At 64.6% G+C, this 17,931-nt stretch carries 15 protein-coding genes; 7 read left to right on the plus strand and 8 right to left on the minus strand.

Annotated features, from left to right (window positions below; genetic code table 11):
- Positions 1 to 22 precede the first annotated feature (22 nt).
- The 3 genes from ACY8GK_RS02680 to ACY8GK_RS02690 form a co-directional block, all read right to left on the minus strand.
- The gene (locus ACY8GK_RS02680; protein WP_196176334.1) at positions 23 to 970 is read right to left on the minus strand and encodes a dihydrodipicolinate synthase family protein; all 948 of its coding nucleotides are present in this window, start codon (positions 968 to 970) and stop codon (positions 23 to 25) included.
- A gap of 56 nt (positions 971 to 1,026) precedes the next feature.
- On the minus strand, positions 1,027 to 1,959 hold the full coding sequence (locus ACY8GK_RS02685) for a 4-hydroxyproline epimerase (RefSeq protein ID WP_462402215.1): 933 nt from the start codon (positions 1,957 to 1,959) through the stop codon (positions 1,027 to 1,029).
- A gap of 155 nt (positions 1,960 to 2,114) precedes the next feature.
- Positions 2,115 to 2,828, minus strand: a complete 714-nt coding sequence (locus ACY8GK_RS02690; protein WP_462402970.1) for a helix-turn-helix domain-containing protein — start codon at positions 2,826 to 2,828, stop codon at positions 2,115 to 2,117.
- Between the two features lie 469 nt (positions 2,829 to 3,297).
- On the opposite strand from ACY8GK_RS02690, the gene ACY8GK_RS02695 reads away from it, so the two are divergent.
- The 3 genes from ACY8GK_RS02695 to ACY8GK_RS02705 all read left to right on the plus strand — a co-directional run bounded on the left by ACY8GK_RS02695 (position 3,298) and on the right by ACY8GK_RS02705 (position 6,745).
- Entirely contained in the window at positions 3,298 to 4,923 is a 1,626-nt protein-coding gene (locus tag ACY8GK_RS02695) for an APC family permease (protein ID WP_196176328.1), read from the plus strand.
- A 90-nt stretch (positions 4,924 to 5,013) separates the two neighbouring features.
- Positions 5,014 to 6,030, plus strand: a complete 1,017-nt coding sequence (locus tag ACY8GK_RS02700) for an Ldh family oxidoreductase (protein WP_462402216.1) — start codon at positions 5,014 to 5,016, stop codon at positions 6,028 to 6,030.
- Positions 6,031 to 6,316: 286 nt separating this feature from the next.
- Positions 6,317 to 6,745, plus strand: a complete 429-nt coding sequence (locus tag ACY8GK_RS02705) for a hypothetical protein (protein ID WP_462402217.1) — start codon at positions 6,317 to 6,319, stop codon at positions 6,743 to 6,745.
- 20 nt (positions 6,746 to 6,765) lie between these two features.
- On the opposite strand, the gene ACY8GK_RS02710 is transcribed toward ACY8GK_RS02705, so the two are convergent.
- Positions 6,766 to 7,458, minus strand: coding sequence for a type 1 glutamine amidotransferase domain-containing protein (locus ACY8GK_RS02710; protein ID WP_196176324.1), 693 nt, complete (start codon positions 7,456 to 7,458; stop codon positions 6,766 to 6,768).
- 289 nt (positions 7,459 to 7,747) lie between these two features.
- On the opposite strand from ACY8GK_RS02710, the gene ACY8GK_RS02715 reads away from it, so the two are divergent.
- Together ACY8GK_RS02715 and ACY8GK_RS02720 are read left to right on the plus strand one after the other, a co-directional pair.
- A complete protein-coding gene (locus ACY8GK_RS02715; RefSeq protein WP_462402218.1) occupies positions 7,748 to 8,605 on the plus strand; it encodes a sugar phosphate isomerase/epimerase family protein in 858 nt (285 codons plus the stop codon).
- 228 nt (positions 8,606 to 8,833) lie between these two features.
- Positions 8,834 to 10,930, plus strand: coding sequence for a hybrid sensor histidine kinase/response regulator (locus ACY8GK_RS02720; RefSeq protein ID WP_462402219.1), 2,097 nt, complete (start codon positions 8,834 to 8,836; stop codon positions 10,928 to 10,930).
- Positions 10,931 to 11,035: 105 nt separating this feature from the next.
- Here the strand turns inward: ACY8GK_RS02720 and ACY8GK_RS02725 are convergent, their stop codons facing one another.
- The gene (locus tag ACY8GK_RS02725) at positions 11,036 to 12,448 is read right to left on the minus strand and encodes a purine-cytosine permease family protein (protein ID WP_462402220.1); all 1,413 of its coding nucleotides are present in this window, start codon (positions 12,446 to 12,448) and stop codon (positions 11,036 to 11,038) included.
- Positions 12,449 to 12,770: 322 nt separating this feature from the next.
- Between ACY8GK_RS02725 and ACY8GK_RS02730 the strand changes: the two genes are divergently transcribed.
- Complete coding sequence (locus tag ACY8GK_RS02730) at positions 12,771 to 13,466, plus strand: tRNA (adenine(22)-N(1))-methyltransferase TrmK (RefSeq protein WP_329604752.1); 696 nt, start codon at positions 12,771 to 12,773, stop codon at positions 13,464 to 13,466.
- A gap of 60 nt (positions 13,467 to 13,526) precedes the next feature.
- On the opposite strand, the gene ACY8GK_RS02735 is transcribed toward ACY8GK_RS02730, so the two are convergent.
- From ACY8GK_RS02735 to ACY8GK_RS02745, 3 genes are all read right to left on the minus strand, one after another.
- Positions 13,527 to 14,888 (minus strand): APC family permease, encoded by a 1,362-nt coding sequence (locus tag ACY8GK_RS02735; protein WP_462402221.1) that lies wholly within the window; start codon positions 14,886 to 14,888, stop codon positions 13,527 to 13,529.
- A 163-nt stretch (positions 14,889 to 15,051) separates the two neighbouring features.
- Positions 15,052 to 15,978: a cation diffusion facilitator family transporter gene (locus ACY8GK_RS02740; protein ID WP_196176314.1), complete on the minus strand. Its 927-nt coding sequence runs from the start codon at positions 15,976 to 15,978 to the stop codon at positions 15,052 to 15,054.
- A 213-nt stretch (positions 15,979 to 16,191) separates the two neighbouring features.
- Positions 16,192 to 16,962 carry an SDR family NAD(P)-dependent oxidoreductase gene (locus ACY8GK_RS02745; RefSeq protein WP_196176312.1) on the minus strand — a complete coding sequence of 257 codons (771 nt, stop codon included), beginning with the start codon at positions 16,960 to 16,962 and terminating at the stop codon, positions 16,192 to 16,194.
- A gap of 312 nt (positions 16,963 to 17,274) precedes the next feature.
- Between ACY8GK_RS02745 and ACY8GK_RS02750 the strand changes: the two genes are divergently transcribed.
- Positions 17,275 to 17,901: a LysE family translocator gene (locus ACY8GK_RS02750; RefSeq protein WP_196176310.1), complete on the plus strand. Its 627-nt coding sequence runs from the start codon at positions 17,275 to 17,277 to the stop codon at positions 17,899 to 17,901.
- Positions 17,902 to 17,931 lie beyond the last annotated feature (30 nt).

Here is a 17,931-nt window from a genome sequence, read left to right on the forward strand (position 1 = left end):
GCGCAGAGGCAAGGCCGGTCTATCAGACCAGGTTGTTCTCGCTCGACCAGCTGGCGTACCACTTGCGGAACTGGTCGTACTGATCTTCCGCGTAGCGTCGCTGGGACTCGCTCAAGGCGTCGGTTTCATTGAAGTGCAGGGTGTATTCGGTGTCGCCGTTGAGGACCATCAGGTGCTTGTAGTACAGCACCAGGTCCACGCCTTCGTCGAATGAGGACAGGATCGCCAAGGCCTCTTCCAGCTCCTTGGCCAGACGGCGGGCCTTGGCGTCGCCTGCGGCGGCCTGCCGGCACAGCCTGATCAGCAGCAGCACCTCGCGTGGCAGGGCATTGCCGATGCCGGTGATGGCGCCAGTGGCGTTGCATTTGACGAAGCCGTGATAGACCTGGGTGTCGACACCTGCCATCAGGGTCACCTGGTCGTCCTTGGAGGTGATGAATTCGGCGGCATAGCTCATCGCCGCGGCGCCGCCGAATTCCTTGAAGCCGATCAGGTTCGGGTGCTCCTGGCGCAGTTCGAAGAACAGGTCGGCACGGGTGGCGAAACCGTAGTGAGGGCTGTTGTAGATCACGGCCGGCAGGTTCGCGGCGGCTTGCAGGATCGCCTTGAAGTGGGCTTTCTGGGCAGGGATCGAGTTGCCACGCGACAGCACCCGTGGAATGACCATCAGGCCATGGGCGCCAACCTTGGCGGCGTGGGCGGCATGCGAAACGGCTTCCCTGGAGTTGACCGCGCCAGTGCCGACGATGGTCGGGATACCGGCAGCCACCAGGCGCGCCACGCCTTCCTGGCGTTCGGCCTCGGTCAGCAGCGGCCAGTCGCCCATCGAGCCACAGTAGACCACCGCGCTCATGCCGATTTCGATCAGTTCGCGGCCCTTTTTCACCAGTGCGTCGAAGTCAGGCTTGCGCTCTGCGGTGCAGGGGGTCATCAGCGCAGGAATGCAGCCGGTGAAGATATTGTCAGTCATTGTAAGCTCCTCGAGCATGCTATCGGTCGGTCTTGGAAAAGGCTTGTTGGCCGGCATCACTTGCAGATGCCCCAGGCGAAGGGGTCCTGCTCGTCGATCAGCAGGCGGCTGTCGGCTGTGACATAGGCACGGCCGGTGATGAAGGGGCGAATACGGTCGCCTTCCGTTTGGTAACTGCCTTCGAACTGGCTGCCGGTGATGCTGGCCTGCACCCAGGTCTGGCCCGGGGCGAGCTTGCCGTCGGCAGCCAGGCAGGCGAGCTTGGCGCTGGTGCCGGTACCGCATGGCGAGCGGTCGTATGCCTTGCCGGGGCACATCACGAAGTTGCGGCTATCGGCCCGTGCATCGGCGGCGAACAGTTCGACGTGGTCGATCAGGCCTGCGTCCTGGCCGAAGATGCCGTTGGCCTCCAGTGCCTGCAGGATCGCCCAGGTATAGAGGGTCAGCGCCTCGACGTTGTCCAGCTCCAGTCGCTGGCCGTGTTCGGAAATCAGGAAGAACCAGTTGCCGCCCCAGGCGATGTCGCCACGTACCTCACCGTAGCCGGGAACCTCGACCGGGACGTTCTGGCGATAGCGATAGGCCGGGACATTGCGCACGGTTACCGAGCCGTCCTCGCGCAGAAGGGCACTGACCGGGCCGACCGGGGTATCGATCTTGTGCTCGCCTGGCGAGATCAGCCCAAGGTGATGCAGCGAGGCCACCAGCCCGATGGTGCCGTGCCCGCACATGCCCAGGTAACCGGTGTTGTTGAAGAAGATCACGCCGCACGTGGCGTCTGGAGATACCGGCTCGCAGTACAGGGCGCCTACCAGCACATCGTTGCCGCGTGGCTCGAGCAGGGCGGCGCGACGCCATCGATCATGGTCGCTGCGCAAGGCATCGCGTTTCTGGGCCATGGTTTGGCCGGCAAGGGCAGGGAAGCCACCCATGACCAGGCGGGTGGGTTCGCCGCCGGTATGGGAGTCGATGACGTGAATGCTTTTCATTGTAATCGTGGTCCTTCGATGGCATGGGCAGCCCTGGCGGTACGAGCCGGCAGGGCTTCGTCCGGGCGGATTGAAGATTTTATACAATGTAGATTTTATACAATCAAGTCCTCCGTGCGTTGTCAGCGATTCGCCCAGGTCGGCTGTCAGCGTTTTCAGGCCCGCGTGGCCTGGCGATACTGGCGCGGCGTGAAGCCGGTCATGGTCTTGAACTGGCGCGAGAAAGCGCTGTGGTCGGAATAGCCGCAGCGCAGCGCCACCTCGGTGATCGGCAGCTGCGTGCGCAGCAGCAGATGGGCCTGTTCCAGCCTGGCCTTGTGGATCATCTGGCGAGGCGTCAAGTGGAAGATGCGCTTGCAGTAGCGTTCCAGTTGGGCGACCGAGAGGCCGGCGACCTGGGTCAGGTCTTCGAGCGTGATCGGCAGGTGGTAGTGCTGGCGTATGTAGAGGTCGACCGCCGACAGTCGCTGGTAGGCCGGATGGGCTTGGGCCGCAGACTGCAAGTCCACCGAGATGCCGATTAGCCCCATGACCTCGCCGCGCCGGTCGAGGATCGGCCGTTTGTGGGTCAGGCACCAGCCGGGTTCCTGGCTGCCGTAGAGGTGCACCTCCAGCTGGTCCTGCAGCACCAGCCCGTTCTCCAGCACGCGGCGATCCTGTTCGGTGTAACCAGGCCCCAGTTGCGCCGGGAAGACTTCGGCGCTGGTACGTCCCAACAGGGGGGCGAGCGATTTCAAGCCGCAACGCTCCACCAGGGTTCGGTTGGCCATCAGGTAGCGAGCCTGCGCGTCCTTGACGAACACCACGGCATTGGGAATGGCGTCGAGCATGGGCTGCATCAGCGAGATGCAACCCATGAGCTCTTGCATGTTCCTGGGGCGATGAGTGGCGAGGCCTTCACTCACGTGGGACAAGTTCTGTGCAGCCATGCTGGGGATCCTGCTCGGTGAAAAGGTATTTAGCGGCGTCCGGGGAGGTGCGCGCAGGCATGGCAGGATGCCTCCGGGCGTGGGGCAAACGTCAAGCGTCCAGGGGGAATTGTGCTGAATTCGTCATCGAGACTGGCGAAAAGCATCAAGCATTCGGCGTCGGGATCGGTTCAACCTAGAAAAAGACCCCGCGTGCCAGACACGCCAGCGGACCACCTGGAGGTAATGCGCCAGTGTTCCTTGGCGGGTTGGGACGGAGCGTCGAGGACTGTCGAAAACCGCGAGGACCGCCCACCGCGCTGCGCTGAGCCTGCGTCCTCGAGCATGGGAGGCTCCTGCTTTCCCTGCAAAGACCATCTCCAACACAGTGCTGCCTAGTTTCAATAATCCACAAAAATAGGGCTTAGCTATGTCAGGCCAAGGCAAATTCAAGAAACAACTTTCCCTGATGGACTTGACGTTCATCGGCTTGGGCGCGATCTTCGGCTCCGGCTGGCTATTCGCCGCCAGTCACGTCTCGGCCATCGCCGGACCTGCCGGCATCGTGTCCTGGCTAATCGGCGGTTTCGCCGTGCTGCTGCTGGGCATCGTCTATTGCGAGCTGGGTGCCGCGCTGCCTCGGGCGGGCGGTGTGGTCCGCTACCCGGTGTTTTCCCATGGTCCACTGCTGGGTTACCTGATGGGGTTCATCACCATCATCGCCTTCTCCAGCTTGGTGGCGATCGAAGTCGTGGCTTCGCGCCAGTACGCCGCGGCCTGGTTTCCCCAGTTGACTCAGCCGGGCAGCAACGACGCGACGCTGGCCGGCTGGCTGGTGCAGTTCGCCCTGTTGTGCCTGTTCTTCGTGGTCAACTACCGCAGCGTCAAGACCTTCGCCAAGACCAACAACCTGATCAGTACCTTCAAGTTCATCGTGCCGCTGCTGGTCATCGTCGTGCTGTACAGCTTCTTCCAGCCGCAGAACCTCCAGGTCCAGGGCTTTGCGCCATTCGGCATGTCCGGTATCGAAATGGCGGTGTCCGGTGGCGGGATCATCTTCGCCTATCTGGGGCTGACCCCGATCATCTCGGTCGCCAGCGAGGTGCGCAACCCGCAACGCACCATCCCGATCGCCCTGATTCTGTCGGTATTGCTCTCCACCGCCATCTATGTGCTGTTGCAGCTGGCGTTCCTAGGTAGCGTGCCGACCGACATGCTGGTCGACGGCTGGGGGCAGATCAGCCAGGCATTCTCCCTGCCCTACCGTGACATCGCCATCGCCCTGGGCGTGGGCTGGCTGGCCTACCTGGTGGTGGCCGATGCGGTGGTCTCGCCAAGCGGCTGCGGCAACATCTACATGAACGCCACACCGCGAGTGATCTACGGCTGGGCCCGCACCGGGACCTTCTTCAAGGTATTCACGCGCATCGACGAACAGTCCGGCATTCCCCGTCCGGCGCTGTGGCTGACCTTCGCCATGTCGATCTTCTGGACCTTGCCGTTCCCCTCCTGGGAGGCGTTGATCAACGTGGTATCCGCTGCGCTGGTGCTCAGCTATGCGGTCGCGCCGGTCTCGGTCGCCGCCCTGCGCCGCAGCGCGCCGGACCTGGTTCGGCCATTCCGAGTCAAGGCCATGGGCCTGCTCGGCCCGGTATCGTTCATCATCGCTTCGCTGATCGTCTACTGGTCGGGGTGGAGCACCGTGTCCTGGCTGCTGAGCCTGCAGATCCTGATGTTCCTGGTGTACCTGGCGTGCGGTCGCTTCGTCCCTACCGAACACCTGTCGCTCAAGCAGCAAGTGCGCTCGTCGCTCTGGCTGGTGGGCTTCTACGCGATGATCATCGTGCTCTCCTGGCTCGGCAGCTTCGGTGGCCTGGGCGTGCTTGCCCATCCGCTGGACAACGTCATCGTCATCGTCTGTTCGCTGGGGATCTATTATTGGGGCGCGCGTACCGGTGTGCCGGCGCACCTGGTTCGTCTGGATGGCGACGAAGAACAGGAACCGGCCAGCGCGCACTCCAGCGCCACTCACCTGGCCCCCGCCCACGCTGGCTGAGTCGCCGCTCGACTCGACAGCAACCCGCTACTTGCCTATCCATCGCGGCAGCCCTGGGCTGCCGTGGTTTCATCCAGGGAGCAAGCCGACATGAACACGAACGATTCGATCCACATGAGCCTCGAACAGGTTCACGAGCTGGCGACCCAGGCGCTGCTCGCCAATGGCATGTCCCAGGCGCATGCCCAGGCCATCGCCGAGGTGATCACCCAAGGGCAGCGCGACGAGTGCCACTCGCATGGTTTGTACCGAGTGCTGGTTTGCGTGCGCTCGCTGCGCTCGGGCAAGGTCGATCCAAGTGTCCTGCCTAGCGTCCATGACAAGGGGCCGGCGATCGTCCAGGTCGATGCGCATCATGGCTATTCACTCCTGGCCTTGCGGACCGGCCTGCCGATGCTGGTCGACAAGGCGCGCAGCCAGGGCATCGCCGCGCTGGTGATCCGCAACTGCTTCCACTTCTCGGCGCTCTGGCCCGAAGTCGAAGCCATCGCTGGGCATGGGCTGGTCGGCATGGCGATGACGCCCAGCCATAGCTGGGTGGCTCCGGCCGGTGGCAAGAAGGGGGTGTTCGGTACCAACCCATTGGCATTCGCCTGGCCCCGCCCGGACAGCGAGCCGTTCGTGTTCGATTTCGCCACCAGCGCGATCGCCCGCGGCGACATCGAGCTGCATGCCCGCCAGGGCAAGCCGATCCCCGACGGCTGGGCGCTGGACAGCGCCGGCTTGCCGACCAACGATGCCTCGGCAGCCCTGGCAGGCGCCATGCAAACCTTCGGCGGGCACAAGGGTTCAGCCTTGGCAGCGATGATCGAGTTGCTGGCCGGGGCGCTGATCGGCGACCTGACCAGCGTCGAGTCCATGGCCTTCGACGGCGGGGCAGGGGCGACGCCATGCCATGGGGAACTGCTGCTGGCCTTCGATCCGAAGGCATTTCTGGGCGAAGAGGTCGAAGCTGGCATGCAGCGGGCCGAACGTTTGTTCGACGCGATCACCGGCCAAGGCGCGCGCCTGCCTTCGCAGCGTCGCTTCGACGCGCGCCGGCGCTCGCTGGCCGAAGGGGTATGGGTGAACCGGCAGGTCGTCGAGGACATACGCCGGCTGTTGTGAATGGGCCCGGTGTGAAGGCAGGGCCTGGTCGTGCCTCCAGCTCGTGGAAGCGCCGCTGCGGCGGTGCCGGACCGGCCGCGATGGCCGGCAACATGGGGCCAGGGTCTGCCAGGCGACCATCGCTCTCGCTTCACTGGCACGGCCCGCGCGTAGGGGCAACTGTCTCTGGAGCCTGGCAAATCCTGAAACTGAGCTGCGCGCTCTATCGCGGCAGGTCCGGCGCGCCGGCCGCGGCCGTTCAAGATCCGGCTTGCCGGGGTTGATGCCGTCCCTTAGGAAACCCATCATGTTCGCCCTGATCGAGGGGACCATTTTTCAATCCCGTAAAGGAACCACGATGGCTTCGTCCAAAAGCAAGCATTCGAACATCGAGCGTGAGCTCGCCCGCGCGCTCACCTGGGCCTGCGAGCTGGCCAAGCATGAAATCACAGGCTTCGAATGGCTGACCCATCGGGTGGACCATACGCGTTTTCCCGACACGCTGATCGTCACCTGGATCTTCGACAACGAGCGCAACATGCAGGCCGCGGCCGCCGGCTCGGGCAACGCAAGGATGCAGGCACTGACGCTGGCGGCGTTCGAGGCCATCGGTATCGTCGTCGACGATATCGCCAAGCACCTGCGGTTCGACTGCGAAGAGCGCTGCGCCTCGACGCATGGCGGCAACTGGGCCGCGCGCCTGGCCCCACGCGCAGGCAAGGCGGTTCGTCGCTGAGCGCCTTGCCTGCCGCACGTTCAGAAGGAAGGGTCCTGCCGCAGACGCCTGATCAGCGCCTCGGCCGTCGCCTCGGACGAGGCCGGGTTCTGTCCGCTGATCAGGTGCCCATCCTCGACCACATGGCTGGCCCAGTCCTCGCCCTTGGAATACCGCGCGCCCTTGGCCTTGAGCATGTCTTCCACCAGGAACGGCACCACCTCGGACAAACCCACGGCCTGCTCTTCGGCATTGCTGAAGCCGGTCACCTGCTTGTCCTTCACCACCGGATGGCCGTCGGGCGCATCGACATGCTTCAGTACGCCAGGGGCGTGGCAAACCAAGGCGATGGGCTTGTTGGAAGCATAGAAGGACTCGAGCAAGGTCTTCGAATCCACATCCTCGGCCAGGTCCCACAGCGGGCCGTGGCCACCTGGATAGAACACCGCGTCGAAATTGTAGGGATCGATTTCACCCAGCGGCAGGGTAGTGGCCAGAGCCTGCCTGGCCTTGTCGTCGGCCCGGAAGCGGCGAGTCGCTTCGGTCTGGGCATCGTCCTCGTCGCTCTTGGGGTCCAGCGGCGGTTGGCCACCCTTGGGCGAGGCGAGGGTGACCTGCGCGCCAGCGTCGATGAAAGCGTAATAGGGCGAGGCGAACTCTTCCAGCCAGAAGCCGGTCTGCTTGCCGGTATTGCCCAGCTGATCGTGGGATGTCAGCACCATCAGAATCTTCATGTGAGCCTCTCCTCCAGGGGTGAAAGGGCCGTGCGCGGGTCGTCCTGCGGCAGGTGTGTACAAGCCTGGTTTCAACGCAGCCTGTTCGTCGCGCAGGCACTTTTCGTACAAGGTCTAATGTCAGAGGGCAGGCCAGGACAGACGTTCAGTACGGTTCCAGGCGCTATCGGTACCGCGGTGCATTGCGCCACGACGAGCCGGGCGGCGCTTCACCGGCACTTGAACTTCCCTTGACGCCTTCGGTTCTCAGAGCCAGACAGCTCCTCCTCACTCCATCGCAGGGATCACCATGCAGAGATTGGCCATCAGTCAGGTCACCACCCGACCGCTCACCCTCGAAGAGGACCTGCTACTGTGCCAGCGGCTGGGGTGCGCTCTGGAAATCGCTCAGAGCAAGCTGTCCAGCGACCCGGGCCAGGTTCGCGAGCAACTGGCTCGCATCCAGCAGAGCGGCGTACGCATCAGCTCCATCCAGCCGGCCACGTTGACCCTCTTTCCTTCGGCCTCTGCACCGGATCCACGGGACCCGCAGGCGCGCCTGGCCGAGCTGGCAGCCTCCGTCGACCTGTTCAGCGAATACTGGCCGGGCCTGCCACTGCTGACCAATACCGGTGCCGATCCCCAAGGCAACGAGGCGCGCGTCTGGGACGCTTGCCTGATGCATTACCAGACGCTGGCCGAGCATGCCCAGGCGCGTGGGATGAAGATCGCGCTCGAAGCGCTCGGGCCGTCGCTGATGAACAGGAACTCCATCCTGTTCGCCTTCGATCAGGCGCACGAGATGGTCGAGCAGGTAGCCAGGGACAGCTTCGGCCTGTGCCTGGACCTGTACAACAGCTGGCAGGACCCAGGGCTGAGCGCGTCGATTTCGGCCGAAAAGCTGTTTCTGGTGCAACTGGCGGATTGGCGTCGGCCACGTTCACTGCATGATCGGCGGCCCCTGGGGCAGGGTGCGATCCCCTTGCCGGCATTGCTCAGCCAAGTGGCCGAGTCCGGCTATGCCGGTGACTATGTGCTGGAGATCTTCTCCGAAGCGGTGGACGACTCGCTGTGGGGCGACAAGACGACGCTCATCGAGGCGGTCGAAACCAGCGTGGCGTTCTTCGATACGTTCAGGCGGGAAAGCGGGCAGCAGGCTCGGGCGTGACGACCGAGGAGTACGATGCCTCACGCTGTGGAATGCCCAGCTTGCGGCGCGGTGGTCGAACGCTTGCGGGAGGCGAGTGCTTTCGCCCGCGCCCGATCGCGTCCAGAATGCCTCCGTCAGGTACGTGATACCGTGCACTGAACTCTGCCGGCTTTCCCTATCCATACACTATGGATGGCCATCGCATGGCTGCGTACGAGAAGATTGCCAGGACCCCCGAGAGCATCAATGGATCGAGACACGCCCGACTTCCCGGCCCACGGCACGGCCACTGATTCCCTCCCGCTGCATGCACAGACGTTTCCGGCCGATGCCGTCGAGCGCTTGCAACTGGCACTGGATGCCGGCGCCATCATCGGTACCTGGGTGTGGGACATACCCAACGACTGCGTCAGGGCCGACGAACGCTTCTCCCGGTCGTTCAGCCTGCCGCTGCAGCAGTGCCTGGCCGGGATGCCGATCGAGCAGGCGTTTTCCTCGATTCACCCGGATGACCGCCAGCGCGTGTCGAGCGATATCGGCCAAGCCATGGCTCGTGGCGGTGCCTATCGCTGCGAGTATCGCGTGCGCCAGGCCGACGGCTGCTATCGCTGGGTCGAGGCGAGCGGGCGCGCCGAACTGGATGTCGACGGTCGGGCCGTGCGTTTTCCGGGAATACTCATGGACATCGAGTCACGCCGCGCGGCCGAAGCCGAGCGCGACAGGATGTCGGCCTTGCTGCGCACTTTCACCGCGGCCGTGCCGGGGGTCGTCTACGCCAAGGACCGCGAGGGCCGCATGTTGGTGGCCAACGAGGGCACCACCCGGCTGATTGGCAAGCCGCCGGCATTCTACCTGGGCAAGACTGACCTGGAATTTCTCGAGGACAAGGCCCAGGCCCGCCGGGTGATGGAGACGGACCAGCGGATCATGCAGGCGGGCCAGGTCGAGCAGATCGAGGAGCAGGTCGACATGCCGGATGGCTCGGCGGCCATCTGGCTGTCGGTCAAGGCGCCGTTACGCGATGACCATGGCGAGATCATCGGGCTGATCGGCTCGTCCATCGACGTGACCGACAGGAAGAATACCGAATCCGCGCTGGTGGAACTCAACCGCACGCTCGAAGCCCGCATCAGTAGCGCCATCGCTGAAAGCGAGGCGGCCCAGGCCGCGCTTCGTCAGTCGCAGAAGATGGAGGCGGTCGGACAATTGACCGGCGGCATTGCCCACGACTTCAACAACCTGCTGGCCGGCATCACCGGCAGCCTGGAACTGATCAGGCTGCGCCTGAGCCAGGGGCGTACCGCGGACCTTGAGCGCTACCTTGAGGTCGCGCATGGCGCGGCGCGCAAGGCCGCCGCGCTGACCCACCGATTGCTGGCATTTTCGCGTCGCCAGACTCTCCTTCCGGTACCCACCGACGTGAACGCCCTGATCGAAGACATGGAAGAGCTGGTCCGGCGCACGGTAGGGCCTGCCATCACGTTCAAGATCGAGTTGCTGGCCCAGTCCGGTACTTGCCTGGTCGATCCAGCACAGATGGAAAACGCCCTGCTGAACTTGTGCATCAACGCCCGCGACGCCCTGCCCAACGGTGGCAGCCTGACCATCGGTACCTCTGATCGCAGGCTCGAGCACGGCCCGGACCTCGATCCGGAGCTGACACCCGGCGCGTACCTGACCGTCTGCGTCAGCGACGATGGCGTGGGGATGAGCCCGCAGACCTTGTCCCGCGCCTTCGAACCGTTCTTCACCACCAAGCCCGTGGGCGCGGGCACCGGACTCGGGCTTTCCATGATCTACGGCTTTGCCAGGCAGTCGGGTGGCCAGGTGCGGATCCACTCCGAAGAGGGCAAGGGCACCCAGGTGTACTTGCAGTTGCCGAGTCACGTCAGCCAGACGCAGGCGCCGGTGCGCCGTGAGGTCGCGCCCCGGTTGCGCCCGGTCGTCTCGGGCGAGACGGTGCTGGTGGTCGATGACGAGCCGTCGGTGCGCATGTTCGTCAGCGAGGCGCTGGGCAACCTCGGCTACGTCGTCGTTCAGGCCGCCGACAGCCTTGCCGGGCTGCAACTGCTGCGCTCGGACACGCGCATCGACCTGCTGGTGACGGATGTCGGCCTGCCCGGCGGGATGGATGGCAGGCAAATGGCAGCGGCAGCGCGCGCCGCCAGGCCCGGCCTGCCGATCTTGCTGATGACCGGGTATGTCCAGCCGCAAGTGCTCGACGATCAGCCCCTGGAGCCCGGCATGCTGGTACTGACCAAGCCGTTCGCGTTGGAAGGGCTGATCCAGTGTGTGGCGAGCCTGGACCTCAAGGCCCGAGCGCAGGATATGCGAACCACCTAGTCCTCCGTTTCGCCGATGCTCGCCGGCGCGCTTGCGGGCGAGCCGCTGCGCCAGTGAGCAAATGCTCGGCCTTTGATGAGCGCAGTGGCCTGGCGAGCGGGCGTCTCAGGCTTGCGAGGCCAGCAAGGCTTCGTTCTGCCGGCGGCGATAGGCACTGTCCCGACTGGCCAGCCAGGCATACAGCGGCGAGGTGATCGCCAGCCCGACCAGCCAGGACAGGTCGGCGCCCTCTATGTATGCCGAGACGGGCCCGACATACAGTGGCGTGTTCATGAACGGTATCTGCACGACGATGCCGACGGCATAGGCCAGCAACGCCTGGGGGTTGTAGCGACCATAGATGCCACCATCGACCTGAAAGATCGAGGCGATGTGATAGTCGCCCTTGTGGATCACGTAGAAGTCGATCAGGTTGATGGCAGTCCAAGGCACCAGCACCACCAGCAGCACCAGCACCATGTCGACGAAATGGCCGATGAAATCAGCCGAAGCGAATACCGCCACCAGGCAGCAGGCCGCCAGGACGAGCAGCGACAGCACGGCCCGGCTCATGGCTGTCGGGATCCAGCGGTGGGCGAACGTCTGTACCAAGGTGATGATCGAGAGGACCGCACCGTACAGGTTGAGTGCGTTGTGGCTGATCACGCTGAGCAGGAACAGCACGAGCATCAACGGGCCGAGCGAACCGGTGGCCACCTTCACTGCGTCCATGGTTTCCATGCCGGCGGGAATCGCCAGGACCGCGACCGCGCCGAAGATGAACGACAGGCTCGAGCCCAGCGTGGAGCCCAGATAGGTCGCCCAGAAAGTGGATGAGACGTTGACGTGCGTCGGCAGGTAGCGTGAATAGTCCGAGACGTAGGGGGCGAAGGCAATCTGCCAGAGCGCGGCAAGCGATACCGTGGCCAGCCAGCCGGCCAGGTTGAAGCCGCCGCGTGTCAGAAAGTCATCGCTCTGGACATGGGTCAGGATATAGCCCAGGCCCAGCACGATGCCGATGCCCAGTACCCAGGTACCGATGCGGTTGAGCACATGGATGAAGCGGTAGCCGATGATGCCGATGATGCCCGAGCCGAGCGCGCCGATGACGATGCCCACGGACACCGGTACGCTCTCGGCCACACCGTGCAGCGACTTGCCGGCCAGCACGATGTTCGAAGCGAAGAAGCCGATGTACATGACACCGGCTATCACCACCACCAGCAGGGCGCCGAGCGAGCCGAACTGGGCTCTGCTCTGGATCATCTGTGGAATCCCCATCTGCGGGCCTTGGGCGGAATGCAGCGCCATCAGCACGCCGCCGAGCAGGTGGCCGACCAGGATGGCGATCACACCCCACATCAGGTTCAGGTGGAACAATTGCACACCCAGCGCCCCTGTGACGATCGGCAAGGGCGCGATGTTGCCGCCGAACCACAGGGTGAACAGGTCCCTTACCTTTCCATGGCGGTCCTGCGGTGGCACGTAGCCGATGGTGTGTTTCTCGACGAGCGGTGCCGGTGCGACTGCATTGGTCATGGCTGACTCCAAGGCGAATAGGGCGCGTTGGCGCCCGACTGCGGCCGACAAGGGGCACGCGTTGTTGTTGCCGCGATGATGCGTGGCGCGCCTGGATCGGGAAATTAGTAAATATGTGCCCAAGCACCTTAAAAAAACTGGGAACGTCCTGGCGCCAGTGCTGGCGGTGGGATGGGAGACCATGGGCCGGCGATCTGCGCCGGGTTCGCAATGGCCCGGACTTACCGGAGCGAGTCGGCATTTGAAGTCGGTCGCGCGGGAGAGCAGAATCGCGCCCTGGTTCGGCCGAAAGTGCCGGGCACTCGGGAAGCAGGGGTTGCAGTTGAACGAACAGACATTGTCCATGCGCCTGGAGCGCGTGGCGGCGCATGTGCCAGCCGGGGCACGGCTGGCCGATATCGGCTCGGATCATGGCTATCTGCCGGTAGCGTTGATGCGGCGCGGCGCCATCAGCATTGCAATCGCTGGCGAAGTGGCATCCACGCCCTATCGTTCGGCCGTCCGCACGGTGCGTGAAAGCGGCCTGGAAGGGCGCATCAGCGTGCGCCTGGCCAATGGCCTGGCGGCGATCGAGGCGCAGGATGCGATCACTGCGATCACCGTTTGCGGCATGGGCGGCGAGACGATCCGCGACATCCTCGAGGCTGGCAAGGCGCGTCTGAGCGGGCAGGAGCGTCTGGTGCTGCAGCCCAACGGCGGCGAGCGCCCGCTGCGGCAATGGCTGATGCAGCAGGGCTACCGCATCGTTGCCGAGGAAGTGCTGCGGGAGAACCGTTTCGACTACGAGATCATCGTCGCCGAGCGCTCTGGGCCAGTGTTCTACAGCCCCCGAGAGCTGTATTTCGGACCTCTGCAGCTACAGACGCGCAGCGCCGCGTTTCTGCACAAGTGGCGCCGCATGCTCGGCCAGAAGCAACAGACCCTGGCCAACTTCACCCAGGCCAGACAGGCCGTGCCGGAGGAAAAGGTGCGGGACATCGCTCGCCAGGCCAGGTGGATCATCGAACTGCTGGCCTGAACGGCACGGTGCCATGCCAGCTCATCAGCCGCGTTCGTCCTCGCCGGTCGGCCGGCCTGCTCAGCCAGACTCGGGAAAGCTCGTGACCTGCACGGAGCGCCTGAAGCCGCCGGTCAGCACCGACAGGTAGACCACGCCCGCGACGAACCAGGCCAGGCCGATGAGCAACGTCAGGCTCGACAGGCTGGTCCATAGCCACAGCGTCAGGGTAAGCCCGGTCAGCGGGACCAGGCCGTGCAACAGCAGGCTCCGTGGCTGCGCGGGCGTGGTCGTGCTTAGCAGATGGGTGCGCAGCACGGCCAGGTTGACCGCGGAAAAGGCCACCAGCGCGCCGAAGCTGATCAGCGAGGCGAGGGTGGACAGGTCGATGACCAGCGCCATCAACGAGACGCCCGAGACCACCAGCGTTGCGTTGACCGGCGTGCCGAAACGCGGCGACAGGGTGCCGAACAGACGCGCCGGCAGCAGCTTGTCCCGCCCCATGCTGTAGATGATCCGCGAGACGGCCGCTTGCGAGGCCAGGGCAGAACCGAGGTTGCCGACCACATAGGCGGTGATGAAGAAGTTGGCCAACAGTTGTCCGCCAGCCTTTAGCATCACTTCGTTCGCTGCCGCATCGGCATTCTCGAAATGGCTGCCAGGCATGACCAGCTGGCTGAGGTAGGCCAGCAAGGCGAAGAGGATACCCGCGATCAAGGTGGTCAGGATGATCGCCCTGGGCACGTCGCGGCGTGGCTCGCGGGTTTCCTCGGCCAGCGTGGAGACCGCGTCGAACCCCAGGAACGACAGGCACAGTATCGCCGCTCCGGCCATCAGCGGGGCCAAGCCTGGCTTGCTACCGTCGCCAACCAGCGGGCCGAGGTAGTCCAAGGGGCCGTCGGTGCCTGCCGAGACGCAGGACAAGGCGACGAATACCGCGATGAAGACGAACTGCCCGCCCACGATGAGGTTGCTGGCCTTGCTCACCGAACCGATCCCGCCAATGTTCAGGAAGGTGACCAGGGCGATGGACGCCAGAATGAATACCCAGGCGGGAATGGCGGGGAAGGCGATGTTGAGGAACAGCCCGATCAACAGGTAGTTGATCATTGGAATGAACAGGTAGTCGAGCAGCAGCGACCAGCCCGCCAGGAAACCGGCATGGGTGCCGAAGGCGATGTTGGTGTACGAGTAGGCCGAACCTGCCACCGGGAACCGACGTACCATGATCCCATAGGAAGCCGCGGTGAACAGCATGGCCGCCAGGGTCACCAGGTAGGCGCCGGCGGTACGTCCGCCGGTGGTCTCGGTGACGATGCCGTAGGTGGTGAAGATGGTCAGCGGAACCATGTACACCAGCCCGAAGAAAATCAATGCTGGCAGCTTGAGGACGCGACGAAGTTGTTCTTCGCCATCGCGGGGGGCGTTGCGGCTGTCGATCATCAGAGTCACCTGATCCGTGTTGTTGTTATAGGTGCTGCCTGCCAGCAGGCGGCCCGCGCAGGTTAACACCATGCAGCCACGGCATGGACGCCACTGGGGTTGCACCGCGGCAAGGGCCGATTGTCTCACTGCAACGAGAGCCTTGGGCCGTCGCCCGCGCCGCTCAGCGGGTCCAGGCCGGATCGGTGGTGAAGGCGATGGTCAGCCATCGATCGGGATTGTCGTCGCCAATGGCCTCGCCGATCCGGTCGCGCAGCGCGTCCCATTGTTCCAGCGTACGGGCCGGCCAGCCGCTGGGGATGATGAAGTAGATTTCGATCTGCCGCGCGCGGCCGACCTTCGCCACGTAGGCCTGGTAGCCCAGAAAACCTTCCTCGGCAACGACCCGGGCGGCGATCTGGCCGACATGTCGCTTGAGGTCCGCCGGCGTGAGCAGCAGCACGTCGGCGAAGGCCTGGCGAAGCGTCCTGAGCGGCAGCGGGATCAGGCAGATACAGATCACCAGCAGGACCGCGGGATCGATATAGGGCAGCAGCCAGGCCAGCGCAGTGTGCTCGATCAACAGGCCGATGCCGAAGGCCACCAGCAAGGCGGCGGATATGCTCCCGGACATGATCCAGGTGCGGATGTCCAGGGCGACGAAATCCGAGCGTAGCCGCCGGTTGGCTTTGGAGGCGTACACAGCCATGCCCGAGCACACCAGCACGGCGACTACCGCGTAGAGAATGGCGTAGTCGAACTGCAGCGGCTTGCCGCCCGCGAGCAGGCTGGCCACGGCATTGACCAAGGCATAGCACGACACCGCGCACAGCAGGGTGCCGTTGAGCAGCAGCACCATCGGTTCCAGGTGCCAGAAGCCCATGTTGAAGCGCTCGGCCAGTTTCCGGCTGGCCTCTTCGCTGCTGGTATGGCGCTTGATCAGCACGGTGACGGCAAGCGCCAGGCCGCTCATGCCCGCATCGATCAGGGAATAGAATCCATCGAAGACGATCGAGAAGGAACCCGACAGCAAGCCGAACACGATGCCGAACACTGCCAGCAGGAGGGTGAGTACCAGGGAAAGCTTGAGTACGGCTTGTTCGCTCCACATCAGCAGGCGGTCTCCATGATCGATCCGGCTGCGTATCGTCGATGGCCGGTGGGGGCGGGTCAATGCGCATGTGCACAACCGGTCAATGCGTCTGCGAAGCGAGCTGTGGTCTTGTCGGCCCTGCCCGACGACAAAGCGTGATGATCGCTCGAGTCGGCAAGCGTGCTGGCCGAGGTGTCCCCTTGTGATACTGCTGACCGGGTCCTGGGTCGATCACCAGACGATCGGCTCGCCGTCCCAGCCCCAGAATGTCCCACTGTGCGCCGGGCCGCGCTGCTCGACCAGTTGCAGCAGACGCTGGGCGGCATGGGCTGGTTCGAACAGCCGCCCGGCCGGCACGTTGCCTTGGAAGGGTTCGGACAGCCTGGTCGCGGTGGTCCCTGGGTGCAGCGCCAGCACCGTCGAAGCGGGGTTCAGGCGCCTGAGCTCGATGCTGGCGGTACGCAGCAACTGGTTGAGCGCCGCCTTGCTGGCCCGATAGCCGTACCAGCCACCGAGGCGATTGTCGCCGATCGAGCCGACCCGGGCGGACAGCGCCGCGAAGGTGGCAGGGTGCGTACGCAGGAACGGCAACAGGTGCTTGAGTAGCAGTACCGGTGCGACCGCATTGCTGAGGAAGCTGGCCTGCAGGCTGGCCAGGTCCAGCTGGGCCAGGCTCTTTTCCGGGCGGGTACCATCGTGATGCAGCGCGCCCACGCTGCTGATCACCAGATGCAGATGTTGGCAAAGGTGCCCGACCTGGCGTCCCAGCGCCGCCAGCGCGCGTTCGTCACGCGCGTCGCAATCGACCCTGAGCAGACGTTCGCCGTGCTGGCTGGCCAGGGTGGCGAGCGCCGGGCTGCCGCGAGCCTGGCGCGAGACGGCGCATAGGCGAGCGACGTCGTCGCGGGCAAGCAAGGCCGCGCACAGCGCCAGGCCGATGCCCTGGCTGGCGCCGCAGACCAGCACGTTGGCTTTGCCAGGCAGTCCGGGAATAAGGCCCATGGGCGTATCTCGTCTGGGTGATTGCTGCTATGACCGACGGGTTGGGGCGAATGTTCAGCCCTGGCGTAGGGACGACCCTGGTGCCGCCATGGGTCGCAAGGCGGCCCCGAGGAAAGGCAGCTGTGCGCTTTCGCTGGGATTTCGGGGCCGCCGTGCGGCCATCGCGGCCCTGCGGCTCCTACATGGACTTGGCCATGGTCGCGGCGAGTCGCGGATAGGTTAGGCGTCGCGACGGCAAGGTATACGCACCGTCACGCCCTCATTACACTGGCCGACCTCCACTTCAAGCCGGCTCAAGGACGGACGACTACAATGCTGACACTGCATCAACTGCTTGGATTTCTTGCCGCGGCACTGGTGATCACCGCCACGCCCGGCCCGGACAACCTGATGGTCCTGGGCATGGGCGTGTCCAAGGGGCGGCGCCAAGGCATTGCCTTTGGACTGGGCTGCGCGTTCGGCTGCCTCAGCCATACGCTGCTGGCAGTGATCGGGGTCAGTGCATTGATCGCCGCGTCACCGATGGCCTTCACACTGCTCAAGATCGTCGGCGGGCTGTACCTGGTCTGGCTGGGCTACAATGCCTGGCGCAGCTCAGGCTCGATCGACCTGGCCAGCATGCGGCTTGTGGAAACTTCACTTGGCAGGCTGTTCCTCAAGGGCTGCCTGGCCAATGCCATCAACCCCAAGGTGGTGCTGTTCTTCCTGTCCTTCCTGCCCCAGTTCGTGATGCCGGCCAACGGCCATGTGGCAATGCAGATGGCCAGCCTGGGCCTGGTCTTCACGCTGCAGGCAGCGCTGCTGTTCGGGTTGCTGGGCTACTTCTGCGGCGCCATCGGGCAATGGCTGCGCACCCGGCCGAGCGCAGGGAAGCTCCTCGATCGGGTCGCTGGCACGGTGTTCATCGGCCTGGGCTTGAAGATCATGTTCTCCCGCTGAGCGCAGGGCCGGGGCCTGCCCAGCTCTCCT

Source organism: Pseudomonas sp. Marseille-QA0332 (assembly GCF_054950175.1).

What these genes read in the sequence shown, in the direction of transcription:
- ACY8GK_RS02715 (WP_462402218.1), top strand. Translation starts at nt 7,748, where the DNA reads ATGCAGAGATTGGCCATCAGTCAGGTCACCACCCGACCGCTCACCCTC.
- ACY8GK_RS02680 (WP_196176334.1), bottom strand. Translation starts at nt 970, where the DNA reads ATGACTGACAATATCTTCACCGGCTGCATTCCTGCGCTGATGACCCCC.
- ACY8GK_RS02740 (WP_196176314.1), bottom strand. Translation starts at nt 15,978, where the DNA reads ATGTGGAGCGAACAAGCCGTACTCAAGCTTTCCCTGGTACTCACCCTC.
- ACY8GK_RS02690 (WP_462402970.1), bottom strand. Translation starts at nt 2,828, where the DNA reads ATGCAAGAGCTCATGGGTTGCATCTCGCTGATGCAGCCCATGCTCGAC.
- ACY8GK_RS02695 (WP_196176328.1), top strand. Translation starts at nt 3,298, where the DNA reads ATGTCAGGCCAAGGCAAATTCAAGAAACAACTTTCCCTGATGGACTTG.
- ACY8GK_RS02720 (WP_462402219.1), top strand. Translation starts at nt 8,834, where the DNA reads ATGGATCGAGACACGCCCGACTTCCCGGCCCACGGCACGGCCACTGAT.
- ACY8GK_RS02745 (WP_196176312.1), bottom strand. Translation starts at nt 16,962, where the DNA reads ATGGGCCTTATTCCCGGACTGCCTGGCAAAGCCAACGTGCTGGTCTGC.
- ACY8GK_RS02705 (WP_462402217.1), top strand. Translation starts at nt 6,317, where the DNA reads ATGTTCGCCCTGATCGAGGGGACCATTTTTCAATCCCGTAAAGGAACC.
- ACY8GK_RS02685 (WP_462402215.1), bottom strand. Translation starts at nt 1,959, where the DNA reads ATGAAAAGCATTCACGTCATCGACTCCCATACCGGCGGCGAACCCACC.
- ACY8GK_RS02700 (WP_462402216.1), top strand. Translation starts at nt 5,014, where the DNA reads ATGAACACGAACGATTCGATCCACATGAGCCTCGAACAGGTTCACGAG.
- ACY8GK_RS02750 (WP_196176310.1), top strand. Translation starts at nt 17,275, where the DNA reads ATGCTGACACTGCATCAACTGCTTGGATTTCTTGCCGCGGCACTGGTG.
- ACY8GK_RS02725 (WP_462402220.1), bottom strand. Translation starts at nt 12,448, where the DNA reads ATGACCAATGCAGTCGCACCGGCACCGCTCGTCGAGAAACACACCATC.
- ACY8GK_RS02710 (WP_196176324.1), bottom strand. Translation starts at nt 7,458, where the DNA reads ATGAAGATTCTGATGGTGCTGACATCCCACGATCAGCTGGGCAATACC.
- ACY8GK_RS02735 (WP_462402221.1), bottom strand. Translation starts at nt 14,888, where the DNA reads ATGATCGACAGCCGCAACGCCCCCCGCGATGGCGAAGAACAACTTCGT.